We start from the raw sequence: 25,847 nt of genomic DNA, 5'->3' as shown, positions 1-25,847 counted from the left end.
CGGCAGGCCTGGCGGGACGCTCTTCCCCGCCGGGCCTGCCGGCTTTGGCCTGCCTGGAGTGCCCGTAAGGGCCCCATGTCAAATCGAGCCGGACCCGACCGCCCGCCACCACCAAACCCGGACTTGCACCTGACCACCGACCCCAACCCGAGCGTGATCAACCGCGGTCGACCGGCAACTCCTCGACACCCCACGCCATATCCGGCTCGGCCGCCACGTCCACGACCAGCTCCCCGCCCCGCGTCACGAAGTCCTCCGACAGCCAAGACCTCCCATGCACCCGCCCGTCCAACGTCGCACCACGCACGTACACGTTCGACGGCGACGCCTCAGGCGCGCTGATGGTGAGCGTCGGCCCACCGTTCCGGTTGATCTTCGCCTTCACGAACATCGGGCTGGACAACAGCAACTCCGCCCGGCTCGGCGTCTGCGGGTACACGCCGAGCGCCGCGAACACGTACCAGGCCGACATGGTGCCGAGGTCGTCGTTCCCCGGCAGCCCGTTCGGACCCGTCCGGTACACCAGGGACGCCATGGCGCGCACCGTCTCCTGCGTCTTCCACGGCTGCCCCAACCCGTTGTAGAGCCACGGGGTGTGGATGCCGGGCTCGTTGGTCGGGTCGTAGCGCAGGCCGTCGCCGCCGGTCGCCCACGAGCCGTCCGGCTTGTGGAAGAACGCGTCCAACCGCTGGACCGCCCGCTCACGCCCGCCCATCGCCGCCGCGAGCCCGGACACGTCGTGCTGCACCATCCACGTGTAGGTCGAGCTCGTCCCCTGCGCGAACCCGAGGTCCGACGACGGGCTGAACGGCGACACCCACGTGCCGTCCGACCGCCGTGCCTGCTGGTAGCCGACGCCACCGGCCGAGGGGTTGAACGTGTTGCGCCACCAGCCCGCGCGCGGCAGCAACGCGGCCCGCACGTCGTCACGCCCGAGCCGCCCCGCCCAGTCGGCCAGAGCGAAGTCGGCCGTGGCGTCCTCCAACGTCTCCGCCGCGCCGCCCCAGCAGTGGCACGTGTCCTGCGGCGCGTAGCCCAGGCGCAGGTACTCGGCCAGGTTGGGCCGCTGCCCCTCGCACTGGCCGGGGCACCCCTTGTCGGACAGGCCGTCGGGGTGCGGCACGGTGGCCTGGCGCACCAGCGACTCGAACGCGGACCGCACGTCGAAGTCCCGCGCGCCCATCGCGTGCATGCCGGCCAACGCGGGCGCGGACGGGTCGCCGGTCATCACGTGCGTGGGCCCGTTGACGTGCACCCAGCGGTCCCACACGCCGCCGTTCTGGCGGGCCAGGTTGAGCAGCGACTGGGCGTAGTCGGAGGCGACCCCCGGTTCGAGCAGGGCCAGGAGCTGGGTGTGGGCGCGGTACTGGTCCCAGCCGGAGAAGTTGCCGTACTGGGCTCGTTGGCCGCGTTCCAGGCGGTGGACCCGCCGGTCGCTGCCGAGGTACGTGCCGTCCACGTCGCTGGTCACGTTCGGTTGCAGGAACGCGTGGTAGAGGGCGGTGTAGAACGTGGTGCGCTGCGCGTCCGTACCGCCGGAGACCTCGACGGCGCGCAGTTGCCGCGCCCACTCCCGCCGCGCGTCGGCCGCCACGTCGTCCACGCTGTCGTGGGGCCGGATCTCGCGGTCCAGGTTGCGCCGTGCGGCTTCCGCGCTGGTGTACGAGATGCCGACCCGGACGCGCACGTCGTCGTCACGGGAGGTGTCGAAGGTGACGTAGCCGCCCGACCCGCGCCCCTGCCGCGCCACGCCGGTCTCGTAGCCCTCGCCGCCGCTCGCGGTGGTGGCGCCTGGCTGGAGCGCGCCGTCGACCCACGTGCCGGTGCCCGCGAACGCCCGGTCGAACGACGCGGTGAAGTACAGCCGGTAGTAGGTCTTCTTGTTGTTCGCGCCGCCGTTGGCCCGACGACCGCAGAACGCCCCGGTCAGCACCGACCCCGACACCGTGCGGGTGGCCGGGTCGATGGCGACCTCGGCGTCCTCGCTGCCGTTGAGCGAGTTGGAGACCCGGAACAGCAGGGCGGCGGGCCGGTCGCGCGGGAACGTGAAGTCGCCGACGCCCGCCCGCGTGGTCACGCTCAGGTCGGCCGACGCGCCCGAGGCCAGCTTCACCGCGTAGCGGCCCGGCGTGGCCGACTCGTCGGCGTGGGAGAAGTCGGCGGCGTAGACCTCGTCGCGGACGTCGGCGGTCGGCGAGCCGGTGACCTCGCCGACGAACGGCATGATCGGCACGTCGCCCGCCGCGCCGGGGTGGCAGCCCGCGCCGTTGACGTGGGTGAGGCTGAACCCGCGCACCCTGGTGGCGTCGTAGGCGTAGCCGTTGGCCGCGCCGGTGTTGGTCTGGTCGCCGCGGGTGCTGGTCGGGCTCCACGAGATCATCCCGAACGGCCGCACCGCGCCGGGGTAGGTGTTGCCGCCGCCCGCCGACCCGATCAGCGGGTCGACGTGGTCGACCGCCGGTGACGCCGTGGCCGGCGCCTCCACCGCCGTCGCCAGACCTGCCGCCAGCACGATCGCCAACCCTGCCGTGAGCACCCGCACCGCGTCCCCCACCTCTCGACTGCCTCCAGGGTCTACCCAACGCGGCGGGCCGACCGGAAGACCCGGCGCGCTTTCTGTCCGCTGTTGTCACGGGAGCGCTCCGTGCCGTCGACCGGCACGTCACCTGCCGTCCACCCTGGACCGTGCGGCTAGGGTCGCGGCATGCCGGGGCAGGTCGAGACCGAACTCCTGACCGCCATCGCGCGGTTCGCCGGGCCCGTCCGCGGTGTCGGCGTGACGCTGATCAGCGTGTTCGGCGTGCTGTCCGTGCCGACCGACGCCCTGCCGCTGGGGCTGGGGCTGCTCGGCCTGGTGCTGATCGGCGCGGTGGCGGACTTCGGGCCGACGCGGCTGTCGTTCGCGCTCGCGGTCGTGCGGGTGCTGGCGCTGTGCGCGGCGCACGGGCAGATCGGCGGCACGGGCCAGTGGACGTTCAACATGCTCACGATCACCGCGATCACGGTGCAGTGGCAGTGGGGGCCGAGGGTCACCGTGCCGACCACGGCCGTGCTGCTGGCGGTGTACGTGGCCGCGGCGGGGTTCGACGGCGCGGCGGTGCTGCGGGTGCTCTTGGAGTGCGTGCTGGCGCGGGTGGCGTTCCAGCTGCTGCGCCGGTCGTCGCGGCGGGTGGACGAGCTGCGGACCAGGCGGGCCGCGATGGAGCGGGCCGAGGCGGTGGCGCTGGAGCGGCGCAAGCGTGAGCGCGAGTACCTGGCGTTGCTGCACGACACGGCGTCGGCGACGTTCCTGGTGGTGGCGGTGAACGGGCGGGACGCCGACCCGGCCGAGGTCGCCGGGTACGCGCGGCGGGACCTCGACCTGCTGACCGGCACGTCGGGCGTGCCGCGGGACAGCGCGGTGGACGTCGGCTCGTCGTTGCGGGCGGTCGTGGAGCACAGCCCGTTGGCCATCGACGCCCGCTGGGACAGCGCCCTCGTGCCGGCTTCGGTGGCGTTGGCGCTGGTGCGGGCGGTGCGGGAGGCGTTGGCGAACGTGGAGCGGCACGCGGGCACGGGTGCGGCCGAGGTGCACGTGACGGCGAACGGCGGTGGGGTCGAGGTGCGGGTGACGGATGCCGGGCGCGGGTTCGACGTCGGGGCGGTGTCGGAGCACCGGCGCGGCATCCGCGGGTCGGTCGTCGAGCGGATGGCGGCGGTGGGCGGCGCCGCCGAGGTGACGTCGCGGCCGGGCCGGACCACCGTGCGGCTGGAGTGGCCACGTGGCTGACCGCCCCGGACTGGTGCGCCGGAACCACCCCGCCGACCTGACGAACCGGCACGACCGCGAAACCGAGCGCAACGTGAACCCCGAAACCGGGCGCAACCTGGGCCCCGAACCCAGGCGCGCCCTGGGCCCCGCTGCCGGGCGCGACCTGAGCCCCGAAACCGCGCCCGACGTGGGCCGTGAGGCCGAGCGCGACGTGTTCGCGACCCTGCGGCTGATCCTGCTCGGCGTCACCGCCGTGTTGCAGCCGGGCCTCAGCGTCGCCCCGTTCCTCGCCAACGAGCACGAGCCGGCCGAGCGGGTCGCGTTCGCCGTCCCCGCCCTGGTCACCCTGCTGTGCGCGGTGTGGGTGGTGCGGCGCAGGCCGTTGCCGCCGCCGGTGGTGGCGGTCGGGGTGGTGGCGGTGGTGGCCGCGGCCGCGGTGGCGACCGCGACCTTGCCGCCGCACGCCCACTTCGGCCCCGCGGACTGGTCCTACGGGCTGGTCGGGTGGCACCTGCTGCTGTTGCTGCTGGACCGCGTGCCCGCGCTCCTCGCCGCCCAGGCGGCGCTCCTCGTGCTCACCATCGCCCTGTGGCTGGTCGACGGCGCGCCGGACCGGGCCGAGATCGGCAACGCGGGCGTCGTCACGCTCAGCATGACCAGCGTCCAGCTCGGGGTCGTGGTGATGTCCCGGGTCCTGCTGCGCAGCGCGCGCCAGGCCGCCCAGGTCGCCGCCGAACGGGAGCGCGCGGCGACCCGTGCGGCGTTGGCCGAGCAGTGGGAGCAGGACCTGCGCGCCGGGTTCGCCGGACAGCTCGGCGCCACCCTGCCGCTGCTCGCGGGCCTCGCCGACGGGGTGCTCGACCCGCGTGCCGACGAGACCCGGCGGCGGTGCGCGCTCGCGGCCACGCAGCTGCGGCGGTTGTTCGCCGAGAACGACGACGTGCCCGATCCGCTGGTGCACGAGGTCACGGCGTGCGTGCACGTCGCCGAGCGGCGCGGGGTGGCCGTGTCGCTCGCGGTCAGCGGCGCGCCGGTCCCGGTGCCGACCGACGTGCGGCGGCGGCTGACCGGGCCGCTGGCGGAGGCGTTGTCGGCGGCCCGGGAGCGCGCTCGGGTGAGCCTGCTGCGCACGGGGGACGAGGTGCGGGTGGCGGTGGTCTCCGACGCGGACGTCGAGGTGGGAACCACGACGGGTCCGGTGGAGGTCGAAAGCGGCACGTACGGTCGGCACACGCGGATGGAGGCCAGATGGCGGACGAACTGAGCGCGGTGGTGGTGGACGACCACCCGGCGGTGCGCGCGGGCGTCGCCTACTGGCTGTCCTGCGGCACGCCGCCGATCCGGGTCGTCGCGAGCGGGGACGACGTGCGCTCGGCGTGGCTCGGCGAGGGCGCGGACGCCGACGTGGTGATCCTCGACCTGCACCTCAACGGGCCGACGCCGGTGCTCGGCGACCTGCGCCGGCTGGTCGAGGCGGGTCGGCGGGTCGTCGTCTACTCGATGCGCGCCGACGACGACATCGCGTTGCAGTGCCTGGAGCTGGGCGCGTTGTGCTACCTGACCAAGGCGGAGGGCGCGGAGCACCTCGTGCAGGCGACCCGTGCGGCGGCGGAGGGCAGGTCGTACACGCCGCCGTCGCTGGCGGGCGCGTTGGCGGGCGACCGGTCCGACCACCGGCCCGCGTTGTCGGCGCGCGAGGTCGAGGTGCTGGTCGAGTGGTTCCAGTCGGAGTCCAAGGAGTTCGTGGCGCAGCGGCTGGGCATCTCGCTGAGCACGGTGAACTCGCACCTGGAGCGGATCCGGGTCAAGTACGCGCTGATCGGGCGGGAGGCGCCGACGAAGGCCGCGCTGGTGGCGCGGGCGATCCAGGACGGGCTGATCGGCGTGGACGACCTCTGATCCCCCGACCGCGGGCCGGACGCCCTCGACGCCACCCTCCACCAAGATCACCCGATCGTGATCACGGCCGGTAGTCGTCCCGGCACGGTACGGTGGCAGCACACCGCCTCCCTCACATCGTTGTGATCACCGGAGGTAGCAGTACATGAGATCCCTCATCCGCGTCGGCCACGCGCTGACGGCGGTCGCGATCGCCGCCGGGCTCGTCATCACCGCCCCCGCCGGCGCGAGCACGGCGCCGCACTGGTCGCCACGCGTCGACAACCCGTACGTCGGCGCCCGCCCCTACGTCAACCCGGAGTGGTCCGCGCACGCCGCCGCCGAGCCGGGCGGGGCGGCCGTCGCCCAGCAGCCGACCGGCGTGTGGCTCGGCAGCATCGCGTCCGTCCGGGGCGCCAACGGGAAGCTGGGCCTGCGCGGCCACCTGGACGAAGCCCTGCGGCAGAACGCCGACCTGGTGCAGCTCGTGCTGTGGAACCTGCCCGGCCGCGACTGCGGTCGGCTGGCCACCAACGGCGAGCTGGCCTGGAACGAGCTGCCGCGCTACAAGCAGGAGTTCATCGACCCGATCGCCGCGATCCTGGCCGACCCGGCGTACGCGCGGCTGCGGGTGGTCGCGGTCGTGGAGCCCAACTCGTTGCCCTACCTCGTCACCCACGTCCAGCCGCGCTACGACGCCACGCTGACCTGCGAGTACGTCAAGGCCGCCGGCTCGTACACCGAGGGCATCGGGTACGCGCTGGCGAAGCTCGGCGCGATCCGCAACGTCTACAACTACCTGGACATCAGCCACCACGGCCACATCGGCTGGGACGACAACCGCAAGCCGACGCTGGAGCTGCTGGTGAAGGCGGCGACCTCGGGCGGCAGCCGGCTCGGCAGCGTGCACGGCTTCATCGCCAACACCGCCAACTACTCGGCGCTGCGGGAGGAGTTCATCGTCAAGACGGTGATCAACGGACAGCACATCCAGCAGAGCAGGTGGGTCGACTGGAACCCGTTCATCGACGAGCTGTCCTTTGTGGACTTCTTCCGGGCCGAGGCCGTCGCGGCGGGCTTCGACCCGCACGTCGGCGTGCTGCTCGACACCTCGCGCAACGGCTGGGGCGGCCCGAACCGGCCGACCAAGCCGGGGTACGAGACGACCGTGGACACCTACGTCGACACCAGCCGGCTCGACCGCCGGGCCCGGATCTGGAACTGGTGCAACCAGACCGGCACGGGCCTGGGCGAACGCCCGGTCGCCGCGCCCCGGCCGAACGTCGACGCGTACGTGTGGATGAAACCGCCGGGCGAGTCGGACGGCGTGAGCTTCCCGGTGCCGATCGACGGCGAGAACTTCAACCGGGAGTGCGACCCCACCTACGACGGTCGCCCGAACGCCAGCCCGGACCCGACCGGGGCGATGGGCGACTCGCCGTTGGCCGGCCACTGGCACTCGGCGCAGTTCCAGCAGTTGCTGCGCAACGCCCACCCGGCGCTCTGAACTCGGTTTCTTGCGGATAATCCAGTGTTGTACCGGTAGCTAGACTGGGGCCATGTCCGCCATGGCCCCAGCCCGCACCGAGTCCGACCTGTCGTTCCTCCTGGACCACACCGGTCACGTGCTGCGCACCCGGATGGCGGCGGCGTTGGCCGAGATCGGCCTGACCGCCCGCATGCACTGCGTCCTCGTCCACGCCTTGCAGGAGGAGCGCACGCAGATCCAGCTGGCCGAGATCGGCGACATGGACAAGACCACGATGGTGGTCACGGTGGACGCGCTGGAGAAGGCCGGCCTCGCCGAGCGCCGGCCGTCCGGCACCGACCGGCGGGCCCGGATCATCGCCGTCACCGAGAAGGGCGCCGAGCTGGCGAAGCAGAGCCAGGCGGTCGTCGACGGGGTGCACCGGGCCGCCCTGGAGTCACTGCCCGACAAAGATCGAGAAGCACTCCTGCACGCACTGAACCTGCTGGTCAGCGGCCATTTGTCGACCCCGATCCCGGCACCGCAGACGGCCCGTCGCGCCCGCGAGAGCACGAGGTAAGTCCGCGACAGATTGTCTGTAACAAAACTATCCGCTACGGTTCCTCCTGTCCCCACCGGAACAGGAGAGACCCATGTCGTCCTCGCTCGACGCACCGCACGACACCCCGGTCGGCACACCCCGCGCGAACCGCTGGTCGGCGCTGGTCGTGCTGTCCGCCGCGATGCTGATGACCATCCTCGACGGCAGCATCGTCACCGTCGCCATGCCCGCCATCCAGCGCGACCTGGGCTTCTCCCCCGCCGGCCTGAGCTGGACGGTCAACGCCTACCTGATCGCGTTCGGCGGCCTGCTGCTGCTGGCCGGCCGGCTCGGCGACCTGATCGGGCGCAAGGCGGTGTTCCTCGCGGGCAACGCGGTCTTCACCGCCGCGTCCCTGCTGGCGGGCGCGGCCGGCACGCCGGAACTGCTGATCGCGGCCCGGTTCCTGCAGGGCGCGGGCAGCGCGATGGCGTCGGCGGTCGTCCTCGGCATCCTGGTCACGCTGTTCACCGACCCGGCGGAACGCGCCAAGGCGATCGGCGTGTTCAGCTTCACCGGCGCGGCGGGCGCGTCCATCGGGCAGGTGCTCGGCGGCGTGCTGACCGACGCGCTGAGCTGGCACTGGATCTTCTTCATCAACCTGCCGATCGGCGTGGCCACCGTGCTGCTGGCGGTCCGCGTGCTGCCGGCCGACCGGGGCGCGGGCCTGTCCGCCGGCGCCGACGTGCTCGGCGCGGCGCTGGTCACGAGCGGCCTGATGCTCGGCATCTACACCGTGGTCGAGGTCGAGCGGTACGGCTGGACGGCGACCCGCACGCTCGGCCTCGGCGCGCTGTCGGTCGCGTTGCTCGCCGCGTTCACCGTTCGGCAGGCCCGGGCGCGGACGCCGTTGATGCCGCTGCGGATCCTGCGGTCGCGCAACGTGGTCGGCGCGAACCTGGTGCAGGTGCTCACCCTGTCCGCGATGTTCGCGTTCCAGATCATCGTCGCGCTCTTCATGCAGAAGGTGCTGGCCTACAGCGCGCTCGCCACCGGGTTGGCGATGCTGCCGGCGGCGGTCGCGATCGGCGGCGTGTCGCTGTTCGTCTCGGCCCGGTTGAACACCCGCTTCGGTGAACGCGCGGTGCTGCTGGCCGGGCTGGCGCTGCTGGCCGGCGCGATGGTCAAGCTGGCCGCGGTCCCGGTGGACGCCGACTACGCCGCCGACCTGCTGCCCGTCATGCTGCTGATCGCCGGCGGCGGGCTGGTGCTGCCCGCGTTGGCGTCGCTGGGCATGTCCGACGCGAAGCCCGACGACGCGGGCCTGGTGTCCGGCCTGTTCAACACGACGCAGCAGGTCGGCATGGCGGTGGGAGTGGCCGTGCTGTCCACGCTGGCCGCCGCGCGGACCGAGGAGGAGCTGGCGTCCGGCGCCGCCGAGCCGGCCGCGCTGACCGCCGGGTACCACGTGGCGTTCACCGTCGCCGCCTCGCTGCTGGCCGCCGCGTTCGCGGTCACGCTCCTCGTCCTGCGCAAGCGTTCCCGCTGACTTCCTCGAAGGAGATCGACATGACCGTCAACGCAGGCCCCGCGCCCCGCACCCTGACCGACGACGAACTGGTGGCCCTGATCGGCGGGCAGCGGTTCGGCGTGCTCGCCACCGTGAAGCGCAGCGGCCACCCCCACCTGTCCACCGTGCTCTACCAGTGGGACGCGGAGGACCGGGTGATCCGGGTGTCGACCACCGCCGACCGGGTGAAAGCCCGTCAGCTGCGGGCCGACCCGAAGGTGTCGCTGCACGTGAGCGGACCGGACGTGTGGTCGTTCGCGGTGGTGGAGGGCGAGGCGGAACTGGTGGAGACGACGGACGGCCCGGACCTCGCCCCGGACCGCCGCCTGACCATCACGTTCCCCGCGACCCGCCTCTACGGCACCGCGCTGGACGTGGGGCCTCAGACCGGCGCCTGACCGGGGCGGCTGATCAGGGGCAGCGGAGCGGGGCGATCGGTCGGGGCGGCGTTCACACGTCGTCCCGACCGATCCACTGCAGGGTCGCGAACAGGTTCGGCCGCGGCTCCACGAAGGCCGCCTCGACCAACGCGGACTCCCGCGCGTCCTCGACCACCTGCGGCCACGGCTTCCGGACGTCGAGGCGCAGGTCGAGCCCCTCGTGGCTGACCCAGGTGGTGTGCGCGGGGAACACCAGCGCCAGCCTGAAGCCCAGCACCGCCTGGTCGTGGTCGGCCAGGTCGTCGACGACCTCCGCCAGCCGGTCCGACGGCCAGGCCCGGGGCAGGTCGCGCGCCCTCGTCCGCAACGACGCCGTCAACGGCGGCCAGACCTCCCGCCGCGCGCCCAGCCGCGTCAGCGCGCGACGGACCTCGACCGCTTCGCCCCCGTCCGGCGGCCCGCCCTCGGCGCGCAGTCGTTCGCGCGCGGCCGACAGCGCCGGCACCGCCTCCCGGAGGCGGAGCTCGCCGACCGACCAGGTCGACCACCTCCGAACCGCCTCGTCCTCGCTGCCGAGCAGACCGATCAACGCGGGACCGGCGGCGGGGTCGCCGAAGTGGTCGAAGACCTCGATCGCGCACAGCTGCCCGTAGGCGTCCAGCGACCCCACCGCGTCCGCCAGCGGCCGGACCACCTCGCCGCCCATCGAGATCAGCTCGGCCTCCGCGTTCCGGACGACCTCGATCGAGTCGTCGTTCAGGAGCCCGATCAGGCGGGTGATCTCGTCGGTCACGGTCGAGGAGTCTGCCTCGCCGATCGCGGCGCTCACCAGCGAATTCCCGGGCTCGCGGACGCCGCCGTGTGAGCAGTGGCACGCGGTGGCGGGGGTGGGCTCGGCGGGGCGGACCGCTAAAGTCGTTTCGGTAGCTAAGGAATCCACGTCGCGCGGTCACTGTCGACTCGGGACAGCTGACAGGAGCGACGCATGACGGCGACCGTCGAGTCCGCGGTGACTCGTCGTGGCAAGGGCGGCGGGGCGGCGATGTTCGCGCTCGCGCTGGGCGGGTTCGGCATCGGGACGACCGAGTTCGCCACCATGGGCCTGCTGCCGCAGATGGCCGCCACGTTCGACATCTCCATCCCCACCGCCGGCCACGCGATCAGCCTGTACGCGCTCGGCGTGGTGGTCGGCGCGCCGCTCATCGCCGGGCTGGCCGCGAAGCTGCCGCGCAAGGGCCTCCTGATCGCCCTGACGCTGGCCCTGGCGCTCGGCAACGGCCTGTCCGCCCTCGCGCCGAACACCGCCCTGCTGATGACCGCGCGGTTCGTGGCCGGGCTGCCGCACGGCGCGTACTTCGGCATCGCGGCCGTGGTCGCGACCACCCTCGTGCCACCGGAACGGCGTGGCACGGCGGTCGCCCGGATCATGGTCGGCCTGACCGTGGCGAACCTGGTCGGCGTGCCGGTCGCCACCGCCGCCGGTCAGCAGATCGGGTGGCGGGTCGCGTACCTCGCGGTGGCCGCGATCGCGGTCGCGACGGCGTTGGCGGTGGCCAGGTGGCTGCCGCGGGTGCCCGCGCCGAGGGACGCGAGCGTGGCCGCCGAGCTGAGCGCGTTCCGCCGGCCGCAGGTGTGGTTCGCGCTGCTCACCGGCATGATCGGGTTCGGCGGCATGTTCGCCGTCTACTCCTACATCTCGCCGATCACCACCGAGGTGACCGCGCTGTCCTCGTCCGCCGTGCCGTGGGTGCTCGCGGTGTTCGGGCTCGGCATGACGATCGGCGCCACGGTCGGCGGCCGGTTCGTCGACCGCTCGGTCATGGGCACCGTCTTCGGCTCGCTGATCGCGGTGACGGGTGTGCTCGTGGTGTTCGCGCTGACCGCGACCTCGCCGGTGATGGCGTTCGCGACCGTGTTCCTGATCGGGCTCGTGTCGCAGGTGCTGGCCTCGGCGTTGCAGGTGCGGCTGATGGACGCCTCGCCGGACGCGCCGTCGCTGGCGTCGTCGTCCAACCACTCGGCGTTGAACATCGCCAACGGCGCGGGCGCGTGGCTGGGCGGGCTGGCCATCGGCGCGGGCTGGGGCTACACCTCCACCGCGTGGGTCGGGGTGGCGTTGAGCCTGGCCGGGCTGGCGGTGGCCGCCCTGTCGGTCACGGTCGGCCGCACCCGCGTGCCCGCCTAGCGCCGAAGCCGGACGTCACACCAGGCGCGCCGGCTGTCCGGCGTCCTGTCCCGGTGGCTCCTGGGTCGCCGCCCGTGCCGCCGCCATGGCCGTTTCCGCCGCCTCGTCGGCGAACCTCATCGCCTCGGCCGCCGCCTGCACCGCGACCTGGGCCTGCTCGGCCGCTTCGGCCGCGTGCCGGGCGGCCTCGAACGCCACGGTCGCCTGATCGCCGGCACCTGCCCGTTGGGCGGTCTCGGCCTTCTCCCGTGCCAGCACGGCGGCGGTACGCGCTTGCGCACCCGCGTTGTAGACGGCGTCCACCACCCGGTCAGCGGCCTCGACCAGCGCCATGTCGCCCAGCGCCGCCGTCGCCTGGTCCCGCAGCGCGCGCACGTGGGACTCGCGCAAGGTGATCTCGATGCCGTCACCGATCGCCAGGAACGCCTGGTCGTCCAGACCGCCCCGCAGGTCGACCGGCACACCGTCGCCCACGTCCATGCGGACGCTCGTCGCGATCCGGCCCCTCGCCCAGCTCACCACATCACCACCAGGTTCCTCGATCGTGTCGACCACAGGCGTGAGAACCTGTGGCTCACCCACCACTTCCCGGCAGAGTTAAGCACGTACGTACGTTTTCACGGCCGGTTCAAACGGGTGAAGTCGGTGTTCAAATGGGTGCACGTGCGATAAGCACGTGTGGCACGACGGCCGTGTGATGATCACGATGGAGAGTGCGCCTTGGCGACTAAGAACGATGACAGCGCGATCAGCCAACGACGGCAGCTCGGCGCCGCGATGCGCAGCTTCCGCAAGGAAGCCGACGTCGACCGCGACCGCGCCGCCGGGTTGATCGAGGTCACCGGTCCGACGCTGACCCGCAAGGAGTCCGGCCAGTTCAAGTTCAAGCGCCAAGAGGTCGAGACCCTGGCCAAGGCGTACGGCGTGGCGGACGACGAGTTGGCCATGCTGCTCGAACTGGCCCGCGAGGCCCGTGCGAGCACCAAGCGCGGCGAGTTCCCGATGTTCGTGCCGGTGAGGGCTCGCGCGTTCCTGGAGTTGGAGCGCAACGACGCCATCGAGATCATGGCGGTCACCCTCAGCTACGTCCCGCTGTACTTCCAGACCGAGGCGTACATGCGGCAGCTGTGGCTGCGCAACGGTGAACTGCTCTCGGACGGGCGGATCGAGGAGTTGGTCAAACTGCGCAAAGCCCGCCAACAAGTCGTCACCAAGCGCGACGCCCCCATGATCCGCGCGGTCATCCACGAGTTCGCGTTGCGCCTCCCGGTCGGCGGACCGGCGATCATGCGCGAACAACTCCTGGCCCTGGCGGCTGCCTGCGAGCTGCCCAACGTCGAGATCCAGATCCAACCGATCGCTTCCGGGGCTTACCCGGGCCTGGATTCCACCTTCACGCTGCTCCGGTTCCCGGTCGGGGCGACGGGCGACGTGGTCCAGATCGACAGTCACGTGGAGGCGTTCTATCGCGACCGCCGGACTGCCACCGAGGCCTATAGGGTCGCATGGGACCGCCGCCGGGTCGCAGCGCTGGACTTGCAGGCGTCTCGTGCCCTGATACTGGACGCAGCGGCCTCCTTCGGCCCGGATCCGGCCAGGTAACCGACTACTCAGGCGAGATGAGCGATGACCGAGCACCTGACGTGGCGCAAGAGCAGCTTCAGCAACGGTGAGGGCGGCGGCAACGACTGTGTCGAGCTGGCGGCGCTGCCTGACGGCGGCGTGGCGATGCGCAACTCCACGCTCGGCGACGCCGGCCCGGTCGTGACCTACACCAAGGCCGAGCTGAAGGCCTTCCTGCTCGGGGTGAAGGCCGGGGAGTTCGACGACCTGGCCTGACCTGATCACCGGCACTCGGCTCCGGACGCCGGAACCGAGTGCCGGGACGCTCAGCCCTCCCCCAGCACCTCGCGCAGCCGGACGGCGAACCGGTCCGGGTCGTCGGCGAAGCCGATGTGACCGCCCGGGAACCTGGTCGGCTCGATGCCCAGGCCGGCGGCCAGCGCCTCCGAGGTGCGCTCGCACAGCTCGCCGCCCGAGTCCTCGCCGATGCCGACCACGATCCGGCTCGACGCCGAGCGCAGCACGTCGAAGTCGGGTTCCCACCGGACGGTCGGCCGCAGCATGTGTTCGTACTGGAACCGTTCGTCGGCGAGGTCCTGCGGGTCGCGCTCGCCGCCGAACATGTGCTCGACCACCTCGTCGGGCATCTGGATGTTCGCGATGGCCAGGAACTGCCGCCACGCCCCCAGCGCGTCGCCGGCCAGGTAGGTGGCGACCATCTCGTCGGTCCGCCGGAGCAGGTCCTCCCGGTCCGGCACGAGCTGGTCGAGCGGCGGCTCGTGGGCGATCACGGTGTGCGCCAGCCCGGGGTTCGCCTGCGCCAGCGCCAGCACGCTGACCGCGCCGCCGCTGGAACCCAGCACGGTCGCCGGGCCCGCGTCCACGTGCCGGATGAGCCTGGCCAGGTCGTCGGCGCGCAGCTCCGGCGTCGCGTCGCGGTCCGGGTCGTCCACCTTGCTGCGGTTGATGCCGCGCGGGTCGGTGGTCAGCACGGTGTGGTCGGCGGCGAGCAGGTCGGCCAGCGGCTCGAACGCCCTGGCGTCCATCGGCGCGCCGACGAGCACGACCAGCGGTCCGCGGCCACGCACCTCGTAGTGCAGCAGCGCGTCGGGCACCCGCAGGGTGTCGGTGGTGGCGGTCTTGGTCATCGCGGATCCTCCTGGAACTCCTCTGAAGTGCTCGTTCGTCGGTAGTGACCGTCCACGTGAGGCAGAATCGTCGCTCGTGAGCGAAGTTCTTGCGACGAGTTCCGCGACCGGTGTCGAGGAGCCCGACCTGGCCCGGGCCCGGGAAGGCGACGGTGAGGCGTTCACCCGCCTGGTCGAACCGCTGCGCCGGGAGCTGCACGCCCACTGCTACCGCATGCTCGGCTCCACCCACGACGCCGACGACGCCCTCCAGGACGCCCTGCTCCGGGCGTGGCGCGGGCTCGGCCGCTTCGAGGGACGCAGCTCACTGCGCTCGTGGCTGTACACAGTGGCCACCCGCACGTGCCTGGACACCGCGGCGAGCCGTGGCCGGCGCGCGCTGCCGGTGGACCTCGGGCCGGCCAGCGAGCACGCGGTGGTCGACCAGGCGCCCGTGACCGACGTCGCCTGGCTCGGGCCGTACCCCGACGAGGGCCTGGGCGACGGCGGGCCGGCCGGGCGGTACGCGCGGCGCGAAGCCGTCGAGCTGGCCTTCGTCGCCGCCCTGCAACACCTGCCGGGCAACCAGCGGGCGGCGTTGCTGCTGTTCGAGGTGCTCGGGTTCTCCGCGGCCGAGATCGCCGCCATGATGAACACCTCGGCCACGTCGGTGAACTCCGCGCTGGCCCGAGCCCGCCGGGTGGTCGCCGAGAAGGTGCCCGAGCGCACCCAGCAGCAGAGCTTGCGGCTCATCGACGACGCGCGCCTGCGGCAGGTCGTGGCCGACTACGCCGGCGCGCTGGAACGCGGCGACGCCGACACCATGGTCGCGCTGCTGACCGAGGACGTCACCTGGTCGATGCCGCCGTTCCCGCACTGGTACCGCGGCATCGACGCGGTCCGCGACTTCGTCACGCGGGTGCCGATGGGCGACTGCCCGCCGTGGCGGCACCTGCCGACCGGCGCCAACGGCCAACCCGCCGTCGCCTGCTACCTGTGGGACGACGGCGCGGGCGCGTACGCGGCGTGGGCGATCAACGTGCTGACGCTGCGAGGCGACCTGATCCGGGAGGTCACGTCGTTCGTCGGCGCGGAGCACTTCCCGGCGTTCGGCCTGCCCGCCTCACTGCCGTGACGTCACCAGGCGGCGGCGCGCACCACCTCGTGCGCGATCTCCTCGACGGACCGGCCGTCCGTCGGGACGCGGACGGTGCCGGGCGGCGCGTCGGCGTCCAGCAGGCGTGCCATCGCCAGGCTCCGCTCGATGTGCGGCGCGAGCTGTGAGCCGATCTCACGGCGCGCGAGGCGTTCCCGGATCGTCGCCTCCGACGCGGTGAGCAGCACGAGGGTGGAGCGGACGTCTCCCTCCCCCAGGGCACGCCGGATCATCGGCTCCTCCAGCACGCTCACCGTGTTCGTGTAGACGAGCCGGTGCTGACCGAGCGCGGCGTAGTTGGCCCACACGGCGGCCAGGTTGCGCTCGGTGATCCCGGTGCGGTGCGGGTCGTCGGCGGGTGCGGGGTGGACCTGGTCGAGGAAGTCGCCCTCCACCAGGCAGTGCGCCGTCCCCCGCTGCCGGAGCACCTGGGAGACCTCCCACCCGACGCTCGACTTCCCCACACCGGCGCCGCCGCCGATCAACATCAGCTCACGCGTGGTCACGTCGGCCAGACTGCCACGATCAAGGGCCCGCGTGACACCGGGTTTCCGCCTGCTCCACGCACCGTCATGTGGCACGATCGCGCACGTGACCAGCACCTCCGCCGCGACGCAGCACCTGCGCGACCTGGCCCGGTTGCGTCGCGTCCGCGACCGGATGGACCGCGAGTTCGCGCAACCGCTGGACGTGGAGGCGCTCGCGCGCGGCGTGAACATGTCGGCCGGGCACCTCAGCCGCCAGTTCCGGCGCGCCTACGGCGAGTCACCGTACTCCTACCTGATGACGCGGCGCATCGAGCGCGCGATGGCGTTGCTGCGGCGGGGCGACCTCAGCGTCACGGAGGTCTGCTTCGCGGTCGGCTGCTCGTCGCTGGGCACGTTCAGCACGCGGTTCACCGAGCTGGTCGGCGTGCCGCCGAGCGAGTACCGGCGCGAGGCGACCGGCGAGACGGTGGGCATGCCCGCGTGCGTGGCCAAGCAGGTCACCAGACCGGTCAGGAATCGAGAAGCGTCCGCTTCGGACCCCACCTAGCGTGACCGCCATGGACATCAGCATCCACCAGACCTTCCTCCCGCAGGACGACCCGGACGCCGCGCTCGCCTTCTACCGCGACACCCTCGGCTTCGAGGTCCGCAACGACGTCGGCTACGAGGGCATGCGCTGGATCACGGTCGGTCCCGTCGGCCAACCCGACACGTCGATCGTGCTGCACCCGCCGGCCGCCGACCCCGGCGTCACCGACGAGGAGCGCCGCACCATCGTCGAGATGATGGCCAAGGGCACCTACGCCGGGATCAACCTGGCCACCAAGGACCTCGACGGCACGTTCGACAAGCTCCAGGCCGACGGCGCCGAGGTCGTCCAGGAGCCGACCGAGCACCCCTACGGCGTGCGCGACTGCGCGTTCCGCGACCCGGCGGGCAACCTGATCCGCATCCAGCAGCTGCGCTGACCCGCACGTCCCAGCGAGTGCCGCCCCCGCTCCGACGCCCGCAGGAGCGGGGCGACCGCACCCACCCGCCTACGCACCCAACCGCCTACGCGCCCGGCACCACCGGATGGAGACACGATGAGCAAGGCCACCAGGACGCAAGCGCAGTCGCCCGAGCCGTTCCTCGCCGACCGCCACGACCTGATCCGCGTGCAGGGCGCGCGCGTGAACAACCTCAAGGACATCAGCGTCGAGATCCCGAAACGCCGGCTGACGGTGTTCACCGGGGTGTCCGGCTCGGGCAAGAGCTCGCTGGTGTTCGGCACGATCGCCGCCGAGTCGCAGCGGATGATCAACGAGACCTACAGCGCGTTCGTGCAGGGCTTCATGCCCACGCTGGCACGGCCCGAGGTCGACGTGCTCGAAGGGCTGACCACGGCAATCATCGTGGACCAGGAGCGGCTCGGCGCCAACCCGCGCTCGACGGTCGGCACGGTCACCGACGCCAACGCCACGCTGCGCATCCTGTTCAGCAGGCTCGGCACGCCGCACATCGGCCCGCCCAACGCGTACGCGTTCAACGTGCCGTCGGTGAAGGCCAGCGGCGCGATCACGGTCGAGCGGGGCGGCAAGACCAAGGCCGAGAAGGCGACGTTCAACCGCCTCGGCGGCATGTGCCCGCGCTGCGAGGGCATGGGCGCGGTCAACGACTTCGACCTGACCGCGCTGTACGACGACAGCAAGTCGCTCAACGACGGCGCGCTCACCATCCCCGGGTACAGCATGGACGGCTGGTACGGCCGCATCTACCGCGGCTGCGGCTTCTTCGACCCGGACAAGCCGATCCGCAAGTACACCAAGCGGGAACTGCACGACCTGCTCTACAAGGAGCCGACCAAGATCAAGGTCGACGGGATCAACCTGACCTACTCCGGGCTGATCCCGCAGATCCAGAAGTCGTACCTGTCCAAGGACGTCGACGCGATGCAGCCGCACATCCGGGCGTTCGTGGAGCGGGCGGTGACGTTCACGACGTGCCCCGAGTGCGACGGCACGCGCCTGGCCAAGGAAGCCCTCGCGTCGAAGATCAAGGGCCGCAACATCGCCGACCTGTGCCGGATGCAGATCAGCGACCTGGCCGACTGGGTGCGCGAGCTCGACGAGCCGTCGGTGGCGCCGCTGCTGGTGAACCTGCGGCGGGCCCTGGACTCGTTCGTGGACATCGGGCTGGGCTACCTCTCGCTCGACCGGCCGTCGGGCACGCTGTCCGGCGGCGAGGCGCAGCGCACCAAGATGATCCGCCACCTCGGCTCGTCGCTCACCGACGTCACCTACGTCTTCGACGAGCCCACCATCGGCCTGCACCCCCACGACATCGAGCGGATGAACGCCCTGCTGCTCCGGCTGCGGGACAAGGGCAACACGGTGCTCGTGGTCGAGCACAAGCCCGAGGTGATCGCGATCGCCGACCACGTGGTCGACCTCGGGCCCAAGGCGGGCACGGGCGGCGGCGAGGTGGTGTTCGAGGGCACGGTCGAAGGGCTGCGCGGCTCCGACACCCTCACCGGGCGGCACCTGGACGACCGGGCGTCGTTGAAGGACTCGGTGCGGACGCCGTCGGGTGCGCTGGAGGTGCGCGGCGCCGACACCCACAACCTGCGCGACGTGGACGTGGACATCCCGCTCGGCGTGCTGTGCGTGCTCACCGGCGTCGCCGGGTCGGGCAAGAGCTCCCTGGTGCACGGCTCCGTGGCCGGCCGCGAGGGCGTGGTGGTGATCGACCAGGGCGCGATCCGCGGCTCGCGGCGCAGCAACCCGGCGACGTACACCGGCCTGCTCGAACCGATCCGCAAGGCGTTCGCCAAGGCCAACGGCGTGAAGCCCGCGTTGTTCAGCTCGAACTCCGAGGGCGCCTGCCCCACGTGCAACGGGGCCGGCGTCATCTACACCGAGCTGGGCGTGATGGCGACCGTCGAGTCCACCTGCGAGGACTGCGAGGGCAAGCGGTTCCAGGCGTCGGTGCTGGAGTACACGTTGGGCGGCAAGAACATCGCCGAGGTGCTCGCGATGTCCGCGATCGAGGCGGAGTCGTTCTTCGAGACGGGCGACGGGCGGGTGCCGGCCGCGCACAAGATCCTCGACCGGCTCGTGGACGTCGGCCTCGGCTACCTGTCGCTGGGCCAGCCGCTGACCACGCTGTCCGGCGGTGAGCGGCAGCGGCTGAAGCTGGCCACCCAGATGGCCGAGAAGGGCGAGGTCTACATCCTCGACGAGCCGACCACGGGCCTGCACCTGGCCGACGTCGAGCAGCTGCTCGGCCTGCTCGACCGGCTGGTCGACTCGGGCAGGTCGGTCATCGTCATCGAGCACCACCAGGCGGTCATGGCGCACGCGGACTGGATCATCGACCTCGGTCCCGGCGCGGGCCACGACGGCGGCCGGATCGTCTTCGAGGGCACGCCCGCCGACCTCGTGGCCAAGCGCGCCACGCTGACCGGCGAGCACCTCGCGGACTACGTCGGCGCCTGAGGCGCCGCACCGGTCAGGCCCCCGTTCCCGGTGGGCCTGACCGGTGTCGCCCGTGCTACGCCTTCGCCAGCCGCACCGCGGTCCACGAGACGGGCGGCAGGACGACCCGCAGCTCGCCGTCGGCGATGTCGGCGGTCTGCGGCTTCGGCACCACGCGGTCCGGGTCGGTCTCGGTGTTGGTGGCCGAGCCGTCCGGGTCGTGCACGGTCCACGCCTCGGCCACCTCGACGTCGCCGAACGCGGCCAGCGCGACCTTCAGCTCGACCGGCTCCGTCCGGTGCCGGTTGACCACGAACACCACCGTGTCGCCGGTCTCCTCGTCGTGCGTGGCGACCGAGTCGACCACCGGGACGTCGCCGAAGCGCTTGGTCTGGTACGTCGGCGAGGACGTCTCCACCCGCAGCACCTGACCCCGCGCCAACCGCGAGGTCAGCGCGAACGGGTGGAAGGTCGTCTGCCGCCACGCCGGGCCGCCCGGCTCGCTGCGGATCGGCGCGATCACGTTCACCAGCTGCGCCTGGCACGCCACGGCCACCCGGTCGCTGTGCCGCAGCAGCGAGATCAGCAGGTTGCCGACGACCACGGCGTCGGTGACGTCGTACTGGTCCTCGATGACCCGCGGCGCGACCTCCCACTCCGTGCGCGGCTCGGCCTGGAACCGCTTCATGTACCAGACGTTCCACTCGTCGAACGAGAGCGTGATCTTCTTCTTGCTCTTGAGCCGGGCGCCGACCGCGTCCGCGGTGGCCACCACGCTGTCGATGAAGTGGTCCATGTCCGCGGCGGAGGCGAGGAAGCTGTCCACGTCGCCGTCGATGACCTCGTAGTAGGCGTGCAGCGAGATGTGGTCCACCTCGTCGTACGCCAGCTCCAGCACGGTGGACTCCCACTCGCCGAACGTCGGCATGGACGAGCTGGAGCTGCCGCACGCCACCAGCTCCAGGTCCGGCTCGGCCTGCCGCAGCGCGCGGGCCGTCTCGGCGGCCAGCCTGCCGTACTCGTGCGCGGTCTTGTGGCCGAGCTGCCACGGGCCGTCGAGCTCGTTGCCGAGGCACCACAGCTTCACGCCGTGGGGCTTCTCGGAGCCGTTCTGACGGCGCAGGTCGGAGAGGTGCGTTCCGCCGTCGTGGTTCATGTACTCGTGCACGTCGAGCGCCTCGGCGACACCGCGCGTGCCGAGGTTCACCGCGTACATGACCTCGACGTCGGCCTTGCGCGCCCAGCGGACGAACTCGTCGACGCCGACCTCGTTGGTCTCGAGGCTGTGCCAGGCCAGCTCACGGCGCACGGGTCGCTGCGAGGCGGGGCCGACGCCGTCCTCCCAGCGGTAGCCGGAGACGAAGTTGCCGCCGGGGTAGCGGACCAGCTCCACCCCCATCTCACGGGTCAGCTCCAGCACGTCGCCCCGGAAACCGTCCTCGTCGGCGGTCGGGTGGCCGGGTTCGTAGATGCCGGTGTAGACGCAGCGGCCCATGTGCTCGACGAACGACCCGAAGAGCCGGCGTCGCACGGGCGCGATGACGTAGTCGGGGTTGAGGGAAAGGGAGGCGTTGAGCACGATGCTCCTACTTCAGGGCGCCTGCCGTCGCACCGCTGCGCCAGAAGCGCTGCAGCAGGACGAAGGCGACGATGAGCGGGACGATGGCCAGCAGTGAGCCGGTCACCACGAGGTTGAACAGCATGCGGGTGCCTGCCTCCTGCTGCGCGGTGTTGAACCAGGTGGTCAGGCCGACGGTCAGCGGGTAGAGGTCGGCGTCGCTGAGCATCACCAGCGGCAGGAAGTAGTTGTTCCAGGTGGCGACCAGGGTGAACAGGAAGACGGTGACGATGGCCGGCCGCATCATCGGCACCGCGATCTGCCAGAAGATGCGCAGCTCGCCCGCCCGGTCGATGCGGGCGGAGTCGATCAGCTCGACCGGCACGCTCTCGTCCACGTAGACGCGGATCAGGTACGCGCCGAACGGGCTGAGCAGCGACGGCAGGATGACCGCCCACATCGTGTCGACGAGTTCCACTTCGGACAGGATAAGGTAGGTCGGCAGCACCAGCGCGGTGGCGGGCACCATGATCATGCCCAGCAGCGCCGTCTCGAACAGCCGCTTGCCCGGGAACCGGAACCGCGCCAGGCCGTAGCCCGCGGCCGCCGCCAGGGCCGTCGCGCCCAGCGCGCTCAGGCCCGAGTACAGCGCCGTGTTGACCAGCCACTTGCCGTACGCGCCGTCGTCCTCGCGGAACAGCAGCCCGATGTTCTCGAACAGGTTGAACTCGGCGAACCACAGCGCGGGGCTGTCGAGCAGGTCCGGCTGGCTCTTGGTGGCCGCGACGAGCACCCACAGCAGCGGGACGAGGAAGTACAGGATGCCCACGCCCATCAGCAGGTGCGGGAGCCGGGTCTTCACCTTCATGCGCGCTTCCCCCGCCGGCGGTTGTTGACGAACACGAACGCGTAGGCCACCACGAACACCAGGAAGCCGAGCGCGAAGGACAGCGCGGCGGAGTAGTGGAAGTCCGAGTAGGCGAACGCCTGGTTGTAGGCGTAGAGGTTCGGCGTGTACCCGGCCGAGATCTGCGGCGCGAACCGGGCCATGATCTGCGGTTCGGTGAAGAACTGCATGGTGCCGATGACGGTGAAGATCGCGGCCAGCGAGATGGCCTGCTTGATCGCGGGGACCTTGACCCGCAACGCGATCTGCACCGGCGTGGCGCCGTCGATCACCGCGGCCTCGTACATCTCGCGCGGCACGCCCTGCAGCGCCGAGTACAGGATGATCATGTTGTAGCCGGTCCACGCCCAGGTCACGATGTTGCCCAGCGACACCAGCAGCAACGAGACGCTGAAGAAGTCGATCGGGTCGCCGCCCACCAGCGTCGGCAGGTCGGCGAACGGGCCGAACGTGCGGCTGTAGAGGAAGCCCCACATGAGCGCGCCGACGACGGCGGGCACCGCGTAGGGCATGAACGCGATGAGCCGGAACGCCACGGCGAACTTCGTGGTCACGGCGTCCAGCACGAGCGCGCCCGCCAGCGCGATGCCGAGCATGATCGGGATCTGCACGAGTCCGAACAGGACGACCCGCAGCAGGCCGTCGAGCAGCAACGGGTCGGTGAACGCGCGCACGTAGTTGTCGAGGCCGCTGAACCGGGTGCCGAGGGCGAGGCTCTTGCTGGACAGGCTGAGCCAGAACGCGTAGCCCAGCGGCACGACGAGGAACGCGACGACGACGAGGAAGAACGGCAGCACGAACAGCGCCCCGGCCACCGGGTGCGCGGTGACCCGGCGTGACCGCTGACGCGCCCGGGATTCGACCGGTGCGGCGGCCGGCGGGTGGTCGGCCTCGGGCGCCGCGATCGGCGTGGACCGCGTCACGGTGAACCTCCTGACTTGGCCTGGGCCCGCCGCGGCGTCGAGCTCGCCGCGACGGGCCGCCGGAGCGTTACTTGCTGACCTTGAAGCCCTGCTGCTCGGCGTACGCGACGACGTTCTTCTGCGTCTCCTCCAACACCGTGCCCCACGGCCTGCTGCCCGACATGGCCTCGGCGCTGCGGTCGTTCAGCTCGCCGTACACGAAGTCCTGGAACGGCGTGAACTGGAAGTCGCCCAGCTTCTCCGACACCGGCACGAAGATCTCGTTCACCTTCTGGCCGTTGAAGAAGTCGTAGGCCTTGCCGGTGAACGCCGGGTCCGCCGCGACGTCCTTGACCAGCGGGTAGAGGAACGCCTTGTCCAGGCCGATCTGCCAGGCCGCGTCGGACTTGCCGAACAGCTCGCGCGCCACGGTGGTGGCGGCCTTCGGGTTCTTGGCCTGCTTGGTCACGGTGAACGTGGAGCCGCCCCAGTCGCCCTGCTCGTCGGCGCCCGCGGTCCACTGCGGCATCGGCGCGACCGCCCACTTGCCCGCGGTGTTCTTCAACGAGCCCGCCAGGTAGCCGGGCGTCCAGCCGGCCGCGGCCCACGTCCAGTACTTGCCGGAGTCCAGCGCGGCGGTGGCGTCGGCGGTGAAGAACGGGTCCTTGGCCATGAGGCCCTTGTCGACCAGGTCGCCGACCAGGTCGACCACCCGCTCGCACTCCGGCGCGGTCAGGTTGATCTTCACCTGGTCCTTGGCGGTGGTGTGCGAGTAGCCGTACGGGCGGCAGCCGGACTGCCACATCAGGCCGTTGAGCCAGCCGCCGTCGCTGCCGAAGCTCGCGATGTGCGCGGCCGGGTCGATCGCCTTGATCTTCACGGCCGCCTCGGCGTACTCGGCCCACGTGGTCGGCACGCCGATGCCGTGCTGGTCGAACAGGTCCTTGCGGTACATCAGCGCCATCGGGCCGCCGTCGACCGGGATCGCGTAGACCTTCTCGCCGTCGGTGGCCTGCTCCCACGCCCAGTCGGCGTACAGGCCCTTGTCCTCGTTGGCGCCGTGCTCACCCATGTCCGCCAGGGCGTCGAGGATGATGAACGTGGGGATCTGCTGGAACTCCACCATCGCCACGTCCGGCGCGCCCTTGCCCGCGGTGATCGCGGTCTTCAGCTTGGCGTAGTGGTCCGCCCCGGTGCCGGCGTTGGTCCACTCGACCTTGATGTCGGGGTGGCTGGCGTTGAACGCCTCGACCACCCCCTTGAACTCCGGGTACCAGGCCCAGACGGACACCGTCACGGGTCCGCCGTCGTCGCCGCCGGCCCCGCCGCACGCGGCCACGGCGAGCAGGCCGCAGGCGGCGAGCCCTCCTCGGAGTTTCGCCAACCAGGTCGTGCCGAGCATGAGTGCGCCTTTCCGTCGCGGCATGCGCCAGTGCATGCGCGACCGCGATCACGGTGCGTGAGCGAGACGTACAAGGTGTGCGTCGACCCCGCGAGGTGCGATCCGACGCCCTCGGGGTCGTGGTCCGGGTGTCGCGCCACGGCCGGCGGGTTCGGGGGAACCGACCGTGTTGCCACCGTGGCACCGGTATTGCTGCGCTGCAAAGCACTATGGACGGCGTTTTGCCGCGCTGCAAGACCTCACGTGAACTTAATCCAAACGAGATTTGAGACGGTTGTGGATCATCGGGCGGTCGGGGCTTGTCGCGGCGTTGGTCGGCGTGCACACTCCTTTGCAGCGCTGTAGCGGTGGGGCCGCCGCGCCGGTCCGACGGAGGAGAACGATGCGCGATGCCACGCTCCGTGACGTAGCAGAGCTCGCGGGCGTGTCCGCGCGGACGGTCTCGAACGTGGTCAACGGCTACGCCAGGGTCACCGAGCGGACGCGCGAGAAGGTGGAGCGGGCGATCGCGGAGCTGGGCTACCGGCCCAACGTGCTGGCCCGCAACCTGGCCAACGGCCGGTCCGGGCAGATCGCCGTGGTCGTGCCCTACCTGGACACGCCGTACTTCGCGGAGCTGTTGCAGGCCATCATCCCCAGGGCGCGCGAGCGCGGCTACAACGTGCTGATCGACCAGACCGACGGCGACCCGGCGCACGAGCGCGAGCTGATCCGGCGCGGCGCGCGGGCGCTGCTGTTCGACGGCATGATCTTCAGCCCGCTCGGGCTGGCCCAGGAGGACCTCGACGAGGGCGACCCGACGTTGCCGCTGGTCGTCCTGGGTGAGCGGTCGTCCAACGGCACGTTCGACCACGTGGGGATCGACGACGTGGCGGCGTCCCGCGAGGCCACCGCGCACCTGATCGGCCTGGGCAGGCGTCGGATCGCGGCCATCGGCGACCAGCCGTACCCGACCGGCGAGGCGGCGCAGCTGCGCACGCTCGGCTACCGGCAGGCGCACGCCGAGGCCGGGTTGCCGGTGGACGAGTCGTTGATAATCCACACCCCGAGGTTCAACCGGGCCGACGGCTCCGGCGCGATGCGCGTGCTGCTCGACCGGGACGACCCGCCGGACGCCGTGTTCTGCTACAGCGACCTGGTCGCGCTCGGCGCGCTGCACGAGGTGCTGGAACGCGGGCTGCGCGTGCCCGAGGACATCGCCCTCATCGGGTACGACGACATCGAGGAAGGCCGCTACTCCAACCCGACGATCAGCACCATCTCGCCGGACAAGGTGACCATAGCGACCACGGCGGTGGAACGGCTGCTCGCGCGCATCGACAGCACCGGGCCGTTGCCGGGCATCGAGGTGCGCGCCGCGCACAAGCTGATCGCCCGGCAGAGCACCCTGGGCCGCACTCCCCACCCCTGACCCGAACGGCGGACCCGGGGGGACCTGAGCGTTCGACACGCGGTCCCCGAGTCCAGGTCGCGCGGGTCCTGCGTTCGGCTGCCCCGAGTTCAACGCCCGGGTTGA

24 protein-coding genes are annotated in these 25,847 nt (G+C 71.7%); 15 read left to right on the top strand and 9 right to left on the bottom strand.

Annotated features, from left to right (window positions below):
• Positions 1–157 precede the first annotated feature (157 nt).
• Positions 158–2,554 (bottom strand): GH92 family glycosyl hydrolase, encoded by a 2,397-nt coding sequence (locus ABTZ99_RS15700; RefSeq protein ID WP_499611879.1) that lies wholly within the window; start codon positions 2,552–2,554, stop codon positions 158–160.
• Positions 2,555–2,704: 150 nt separating this feature from the next.
• Between ABTZ99_RS15700 and ABTZ99_RS15695 the strand changes: the two genes are divergently transcribed.
• The 7 genes from ABTZ99_RS15695 (at position 2,705) to ABTZ99_RS15665 (ending at position 9,606) form a co-directional block, all read left to right on the top strand.
• Positions 2,705–3,769, top strand: coding sequence for a sensor histidine kinase (locus tag ABTZ99_RS15695; protein WP_498772224.1), 1,065 nt, complete (start codon positions 2,705–2,707; stop codon positions 3,767–3,769).
• Positions 3,762–5,015 carry a hypothetical protein gene (locus ABTZ99_RS15690; RefSeq protein WP_499611877.1) on the top strand — a complete coding sequence of 418 codons (1,254 nt, stop codon included), beginning with the start codon at positions 3,762–3,764 and terminating at the stop codon, positions 5,013–5,015. Before ABTZ99_RS15695 ends, ABTZ99_RS15690 begins: the two co-directional genes overlap by 8 nt.
• The gene (locus ABTZ99_RS15685) at positions 5,000–5,650 is read left to right on the top strand and encodes a response regulator (protein WP_498772221.1); all 651 of its coding nucleotides are present in this window, start codon (positions 5,000–5,002) and stop codon (positions 5,648–5,650) included. The genes ABTZ99_RS15690 and ABTZ99_RS15685 overlap by 16 nt, the downstream gene beginning before the upstream one ends.
• Before the next feature lie 145 nt (positions 5,651–5,795).
• On the top strand, positions 5,796–7,136 hold the full coding sequence (locus ABTZ99_RS15680; protein WP_499611876.1) for a glycoside hydrolase family 6 protein: 1,341 nt from the start codon (positions 5,796–5,798) through the stop codon (positions 7,134–7,136).
• Positions 7,137–7,188: 52 nt separating this feature from the next.
• On the top strand, positions 7,189–7,677 hold the full coding sequence (locus ABTZ99_RS15675; RefSeq protein WP_499611874.1) for a MarR family winged helix-turn-helix transcriptional regulator: 489 nt from the start codon (positions 7,189–7,191) through the stop codon (positions 7,675–7,677).
• A 73-nt stretch (positions 7,678–7,750) separates the two neighbouring features.
• Positions 7,751–9,187 carry an MFS transporter gene (locus ABTZ99_RS15670; RefSeq protein ID WP_498772215.1) on the top strand — a complete coding sequence of 479 codons (1,437 nt, stop codon included), beginning with the start codon at positions 7,751–7,753 and terminating at the stop codon, positions 9,185–9,187.
• Positions 9,188–9,207: 20 nt separating this feature from the next.
• Positions 9,208–9,606, top strand: a complete 399-nt coding sequence (locus ABTZ99_RS15665; protein WP_498772213.1) for a pyridoxamine 5'-phosphate oxidase family protein — start codon at positions 9,208–9,210, stop codon at positions 9,604–9,606.
• Between the two features lie 52 nt (positions 9,607–9,658).
• Here the strand turns inward: ABTZ99_RS15665 and ABTZ99_RS15660 are convergent, their stop codons facing one another.
• Positions 9,659–10,417 carry a HEAT repeat domain-containing protein gene (locus tag ABTZ99_RS15660; RefSeq protein WP_499611871.1) on the bottom strand — a complete coding sequence of 253 codons (759 nt, stop codon included), beginning with the start codon at positions 10,415–10,417 and terminating at the stop codon, positions 9,659–9,661.
• Between the two features lie 156 nt (positions 10,418–10,573).
• Here ABTZ99_RS15660 and ABTZ99_RS15655 point away from each other — a divergent pair, with 156 nt between their 5' ends.
• Positions 10,574–11,773, top strand: coding sequence for an MFS transporter (locus ABTZ99_RS15655; RefSeq protein ID WP_499611869.1), 1,200 nt, complete (start codon positions 10,574–10,576; stop codon positions 11,771–11,773).
• A 15-nt stretch (positions 11,774–11,788) separates the two neighbouring features.
• On the opposite strand, the gene ABTZ99_RS15650 is transcribed toward ABTZ99_RS15655, so the two are convergent.
• Positions 11,789–12,292 (bottom strand): hypothetical protein, encoded by a 504-nt coding sequence (locus tag ABTZ99_RS15650; RefSeq protein ID WP_498772207.1) that lies wholly within the window; start codon positions 12,290–12,292, stop codon positions 11,789–11,791.
• Between the two features lie 201 nt (positions 12,293–12,493).
• Here ABTZ99_RS15650 and ABTZ99_RS15645 point away from each other — a divergent pair, with 201 nt between their 5' ends.
• On the top strand, positions 12,494–13,375 hold the full coding sequence (locus ABTZ99_RS15645) for a helix-turn-helix domain-containing protein (protein WP_499611867.1): 882 nt from the start codon (positions 12,494–12,496) through the stop codon (positions 13,373–13,375).
• A gap of 24 nt (positions 13,376–13,399) precedes the next feature.
• A complete protein-coding gene (locus tag ABTZ99_RS15640; RefSeq protein ID WP_498772203.1) occupies positions 13,400–13,612 on the top strand; it encodes a DUF397 domain-containing protein in 213 nt (70 codons plus the stop codon).
• 50 nt (positions 13,613–13,662) lie between these two features.
• On the opposite strand, the gene ABTZ99_RS15635 is transcribed toward ABTZ99_RS15640, so the two are convergent.
• Positions 13,663–14,484 (bottom strand): alpha/beta fold hydrolase, encoded by an 822-nt coding sequence (locus ABTZ99_RS15635; protein WP_498772201.1) that lies wholly within the window; start codon positions 14,482–14,484, stop codon positions 13,663–13,665.
• Between the two features lie 76 nt (positions 14,485–14,560).
• Here ABTZ99_RS15635 and ABTZ99_RS15630 point away from each other — a divergent pair, with 76 nt between their 5' ends.
• Positions 14,561–15,598 carry a sigma-70 family RNA polymerase sigma factor gene (locus ABTZ99_RS15630; protein WP_498772199.1) on the top strand — a complete coding sequence of 346 codons (1,038 nt, stop codon included), beginning with the start codon at positions 14,561–14,563 and terminating at the stop codon, positions 15,596–15,598.
• Between the two features lie 2 nt (positions 15,599–15,600).
• Here the strand turns inward: ABTZ99_RS15630 and ABTZ99_RS15625 are convergent, their stop codons facing one another.
• A complete protein-coding gene (locus ABTZ99_RS15625; protein ID WP_498772197.1) occupies positions 15,601–16,125 on the bottom strand; it encodes a hypothetical protein in 525 nt (174 codons plus the stop codon).
• Between the two features lie 85 nt (positions 16,126–16,210).
• Between ABTZ99_RS15625 and ABTZ99_RS15620 the strand changes: the two genes are divergently transcribed.
• The 3 genes from ABTZ99_RS15620 (at position 16,211) to ABTZ99_RS15610 (ending at position 19,583) form a co-directional block, all read left to right on the top strand.
• Positions 16,211–16,654, top strand: a complete 444-nt coding sequence (locus tag ABTZ99_RS15620; protein ID WP_498772195.1) for a helix-turn-helix transcriptional regulator — start codon at positions 16,211–16,213, stop codon at positions 16,652–16,654.
• Between the two features lie 10 nt (positions 16,655–16,664).
• Positions 16,665–17,075 carry a VOC family protein gene (locus ABTZ99_RS15615; protein ID WP_498772193.1) on the top strand — a complete coding sequence of 137 codons (411 nt, stop codon included), beginning with the start codon at positions 16,665–16,667 and terminating at the stop codon, positions 17,073–17,075.
• A gap of 117 nt (positions 17,076–17,192) precedes the next feature.
• On the top strand, positions 17,193–19,583 hold the full coding sequence (locus tag ABTZ99_RS15610; RefSeq protein WP_499611865.1) for an ATP-binding cassette domain-containing protein: 2,391 nt from the start codon (positions 17,193–17,195) through the stop codon (positions 19,581–19,583).
• A 55-nt stretch (positions 19,584–19,638) separates the two neighbouring features.
• On the opposite strand, the gene arfA is transcribed toward ABTZ99_RS15610, so the two are convergent.
• From arfA to ABTZ99_RS15590, 4 genes are all read right to left on the bottom strand, one after another.
• The gene (gene arfA / locus ABTZ99_RS15605) at positions 19,639–21,141 is read right to left on the bottom strand and encodes an arabinosylfuranosidase ArfA (RefSeq protein WP_498772189.1); all 1,503 of its coding nucleotides are present in this window, start codon (positions 21,139–21,141) and stop codon (positions 19,639–19,641) included.
• Between the two features lie 7 nt (positions 21,142–21,148).
• Positions 21,149–21,988 (bottom strand): carbohydrate ABC transporter permease, encoded by an 840-nt coding sequence (locus tag ABTZ99_RS15600; RefSeq protein WP_498772187.1) that lies wholly within the window; start codon positions 21,986–21,988, stop codon positions 21,149–21,151.
• Positions 21,985–22,950, bottom strand: coding sequence for a carbohydrate ABC transporter permease (locus ABTZ99_RS15595; protein ID WP_498772185.1), 966 nt, complete (start codon positions 22,948–22,950; stop codon positions 21,985–21,987). The genes ABTZ99_RS15600 and ABTZ99_RS15595 overlap by 4 nt, the downstream gene beginning before the upstream one ends.
• A gap of 67 nt (positions 22,951–23,017) precedes the next feature.
• A complete protein-coding gene (locus ABTZ99_RS15590; RefSeq protein WP_499611862.1) occupies positions 23,018–24,331 on the bottom strand; it encodes an ABC transporter substrate-binding protein in 1,314 nt (437 codons plus the stop codon).
• 382 nt (positions 24,332–24,713) lie between these two features.
• On the opposite strand from ABTZ99_RS15590, the gene ABTZ99_RS15585 reads away from it, so the two are divergent.
• Positions 24,714–25,742, top strand: a complete 1,029-nt coding sequence (locus ABTZ99_RS15585) for a LacI family DNA-binding transcriptional regulator (RefSeq protein WP_499611860.1) — start codon at positions 24,714–24,716, stop codon at positions 25,740–25,742.
• Positions 25,743–25,847: the final 105 nt, after the last annotated feature.

Origin of the sequence: Actinosynnema sp. NPDC002837 (assembly GCF_040295345.1) — a bacterium.
GTDB lineage: Bacteria > Actinomycetota > Actinomycetes > Mycobacteriales > Pseudonocardiaceae > Actinosynnema.
This window is presented reverse-complemented; position numbering and strand designations above follow the sequence as displayed.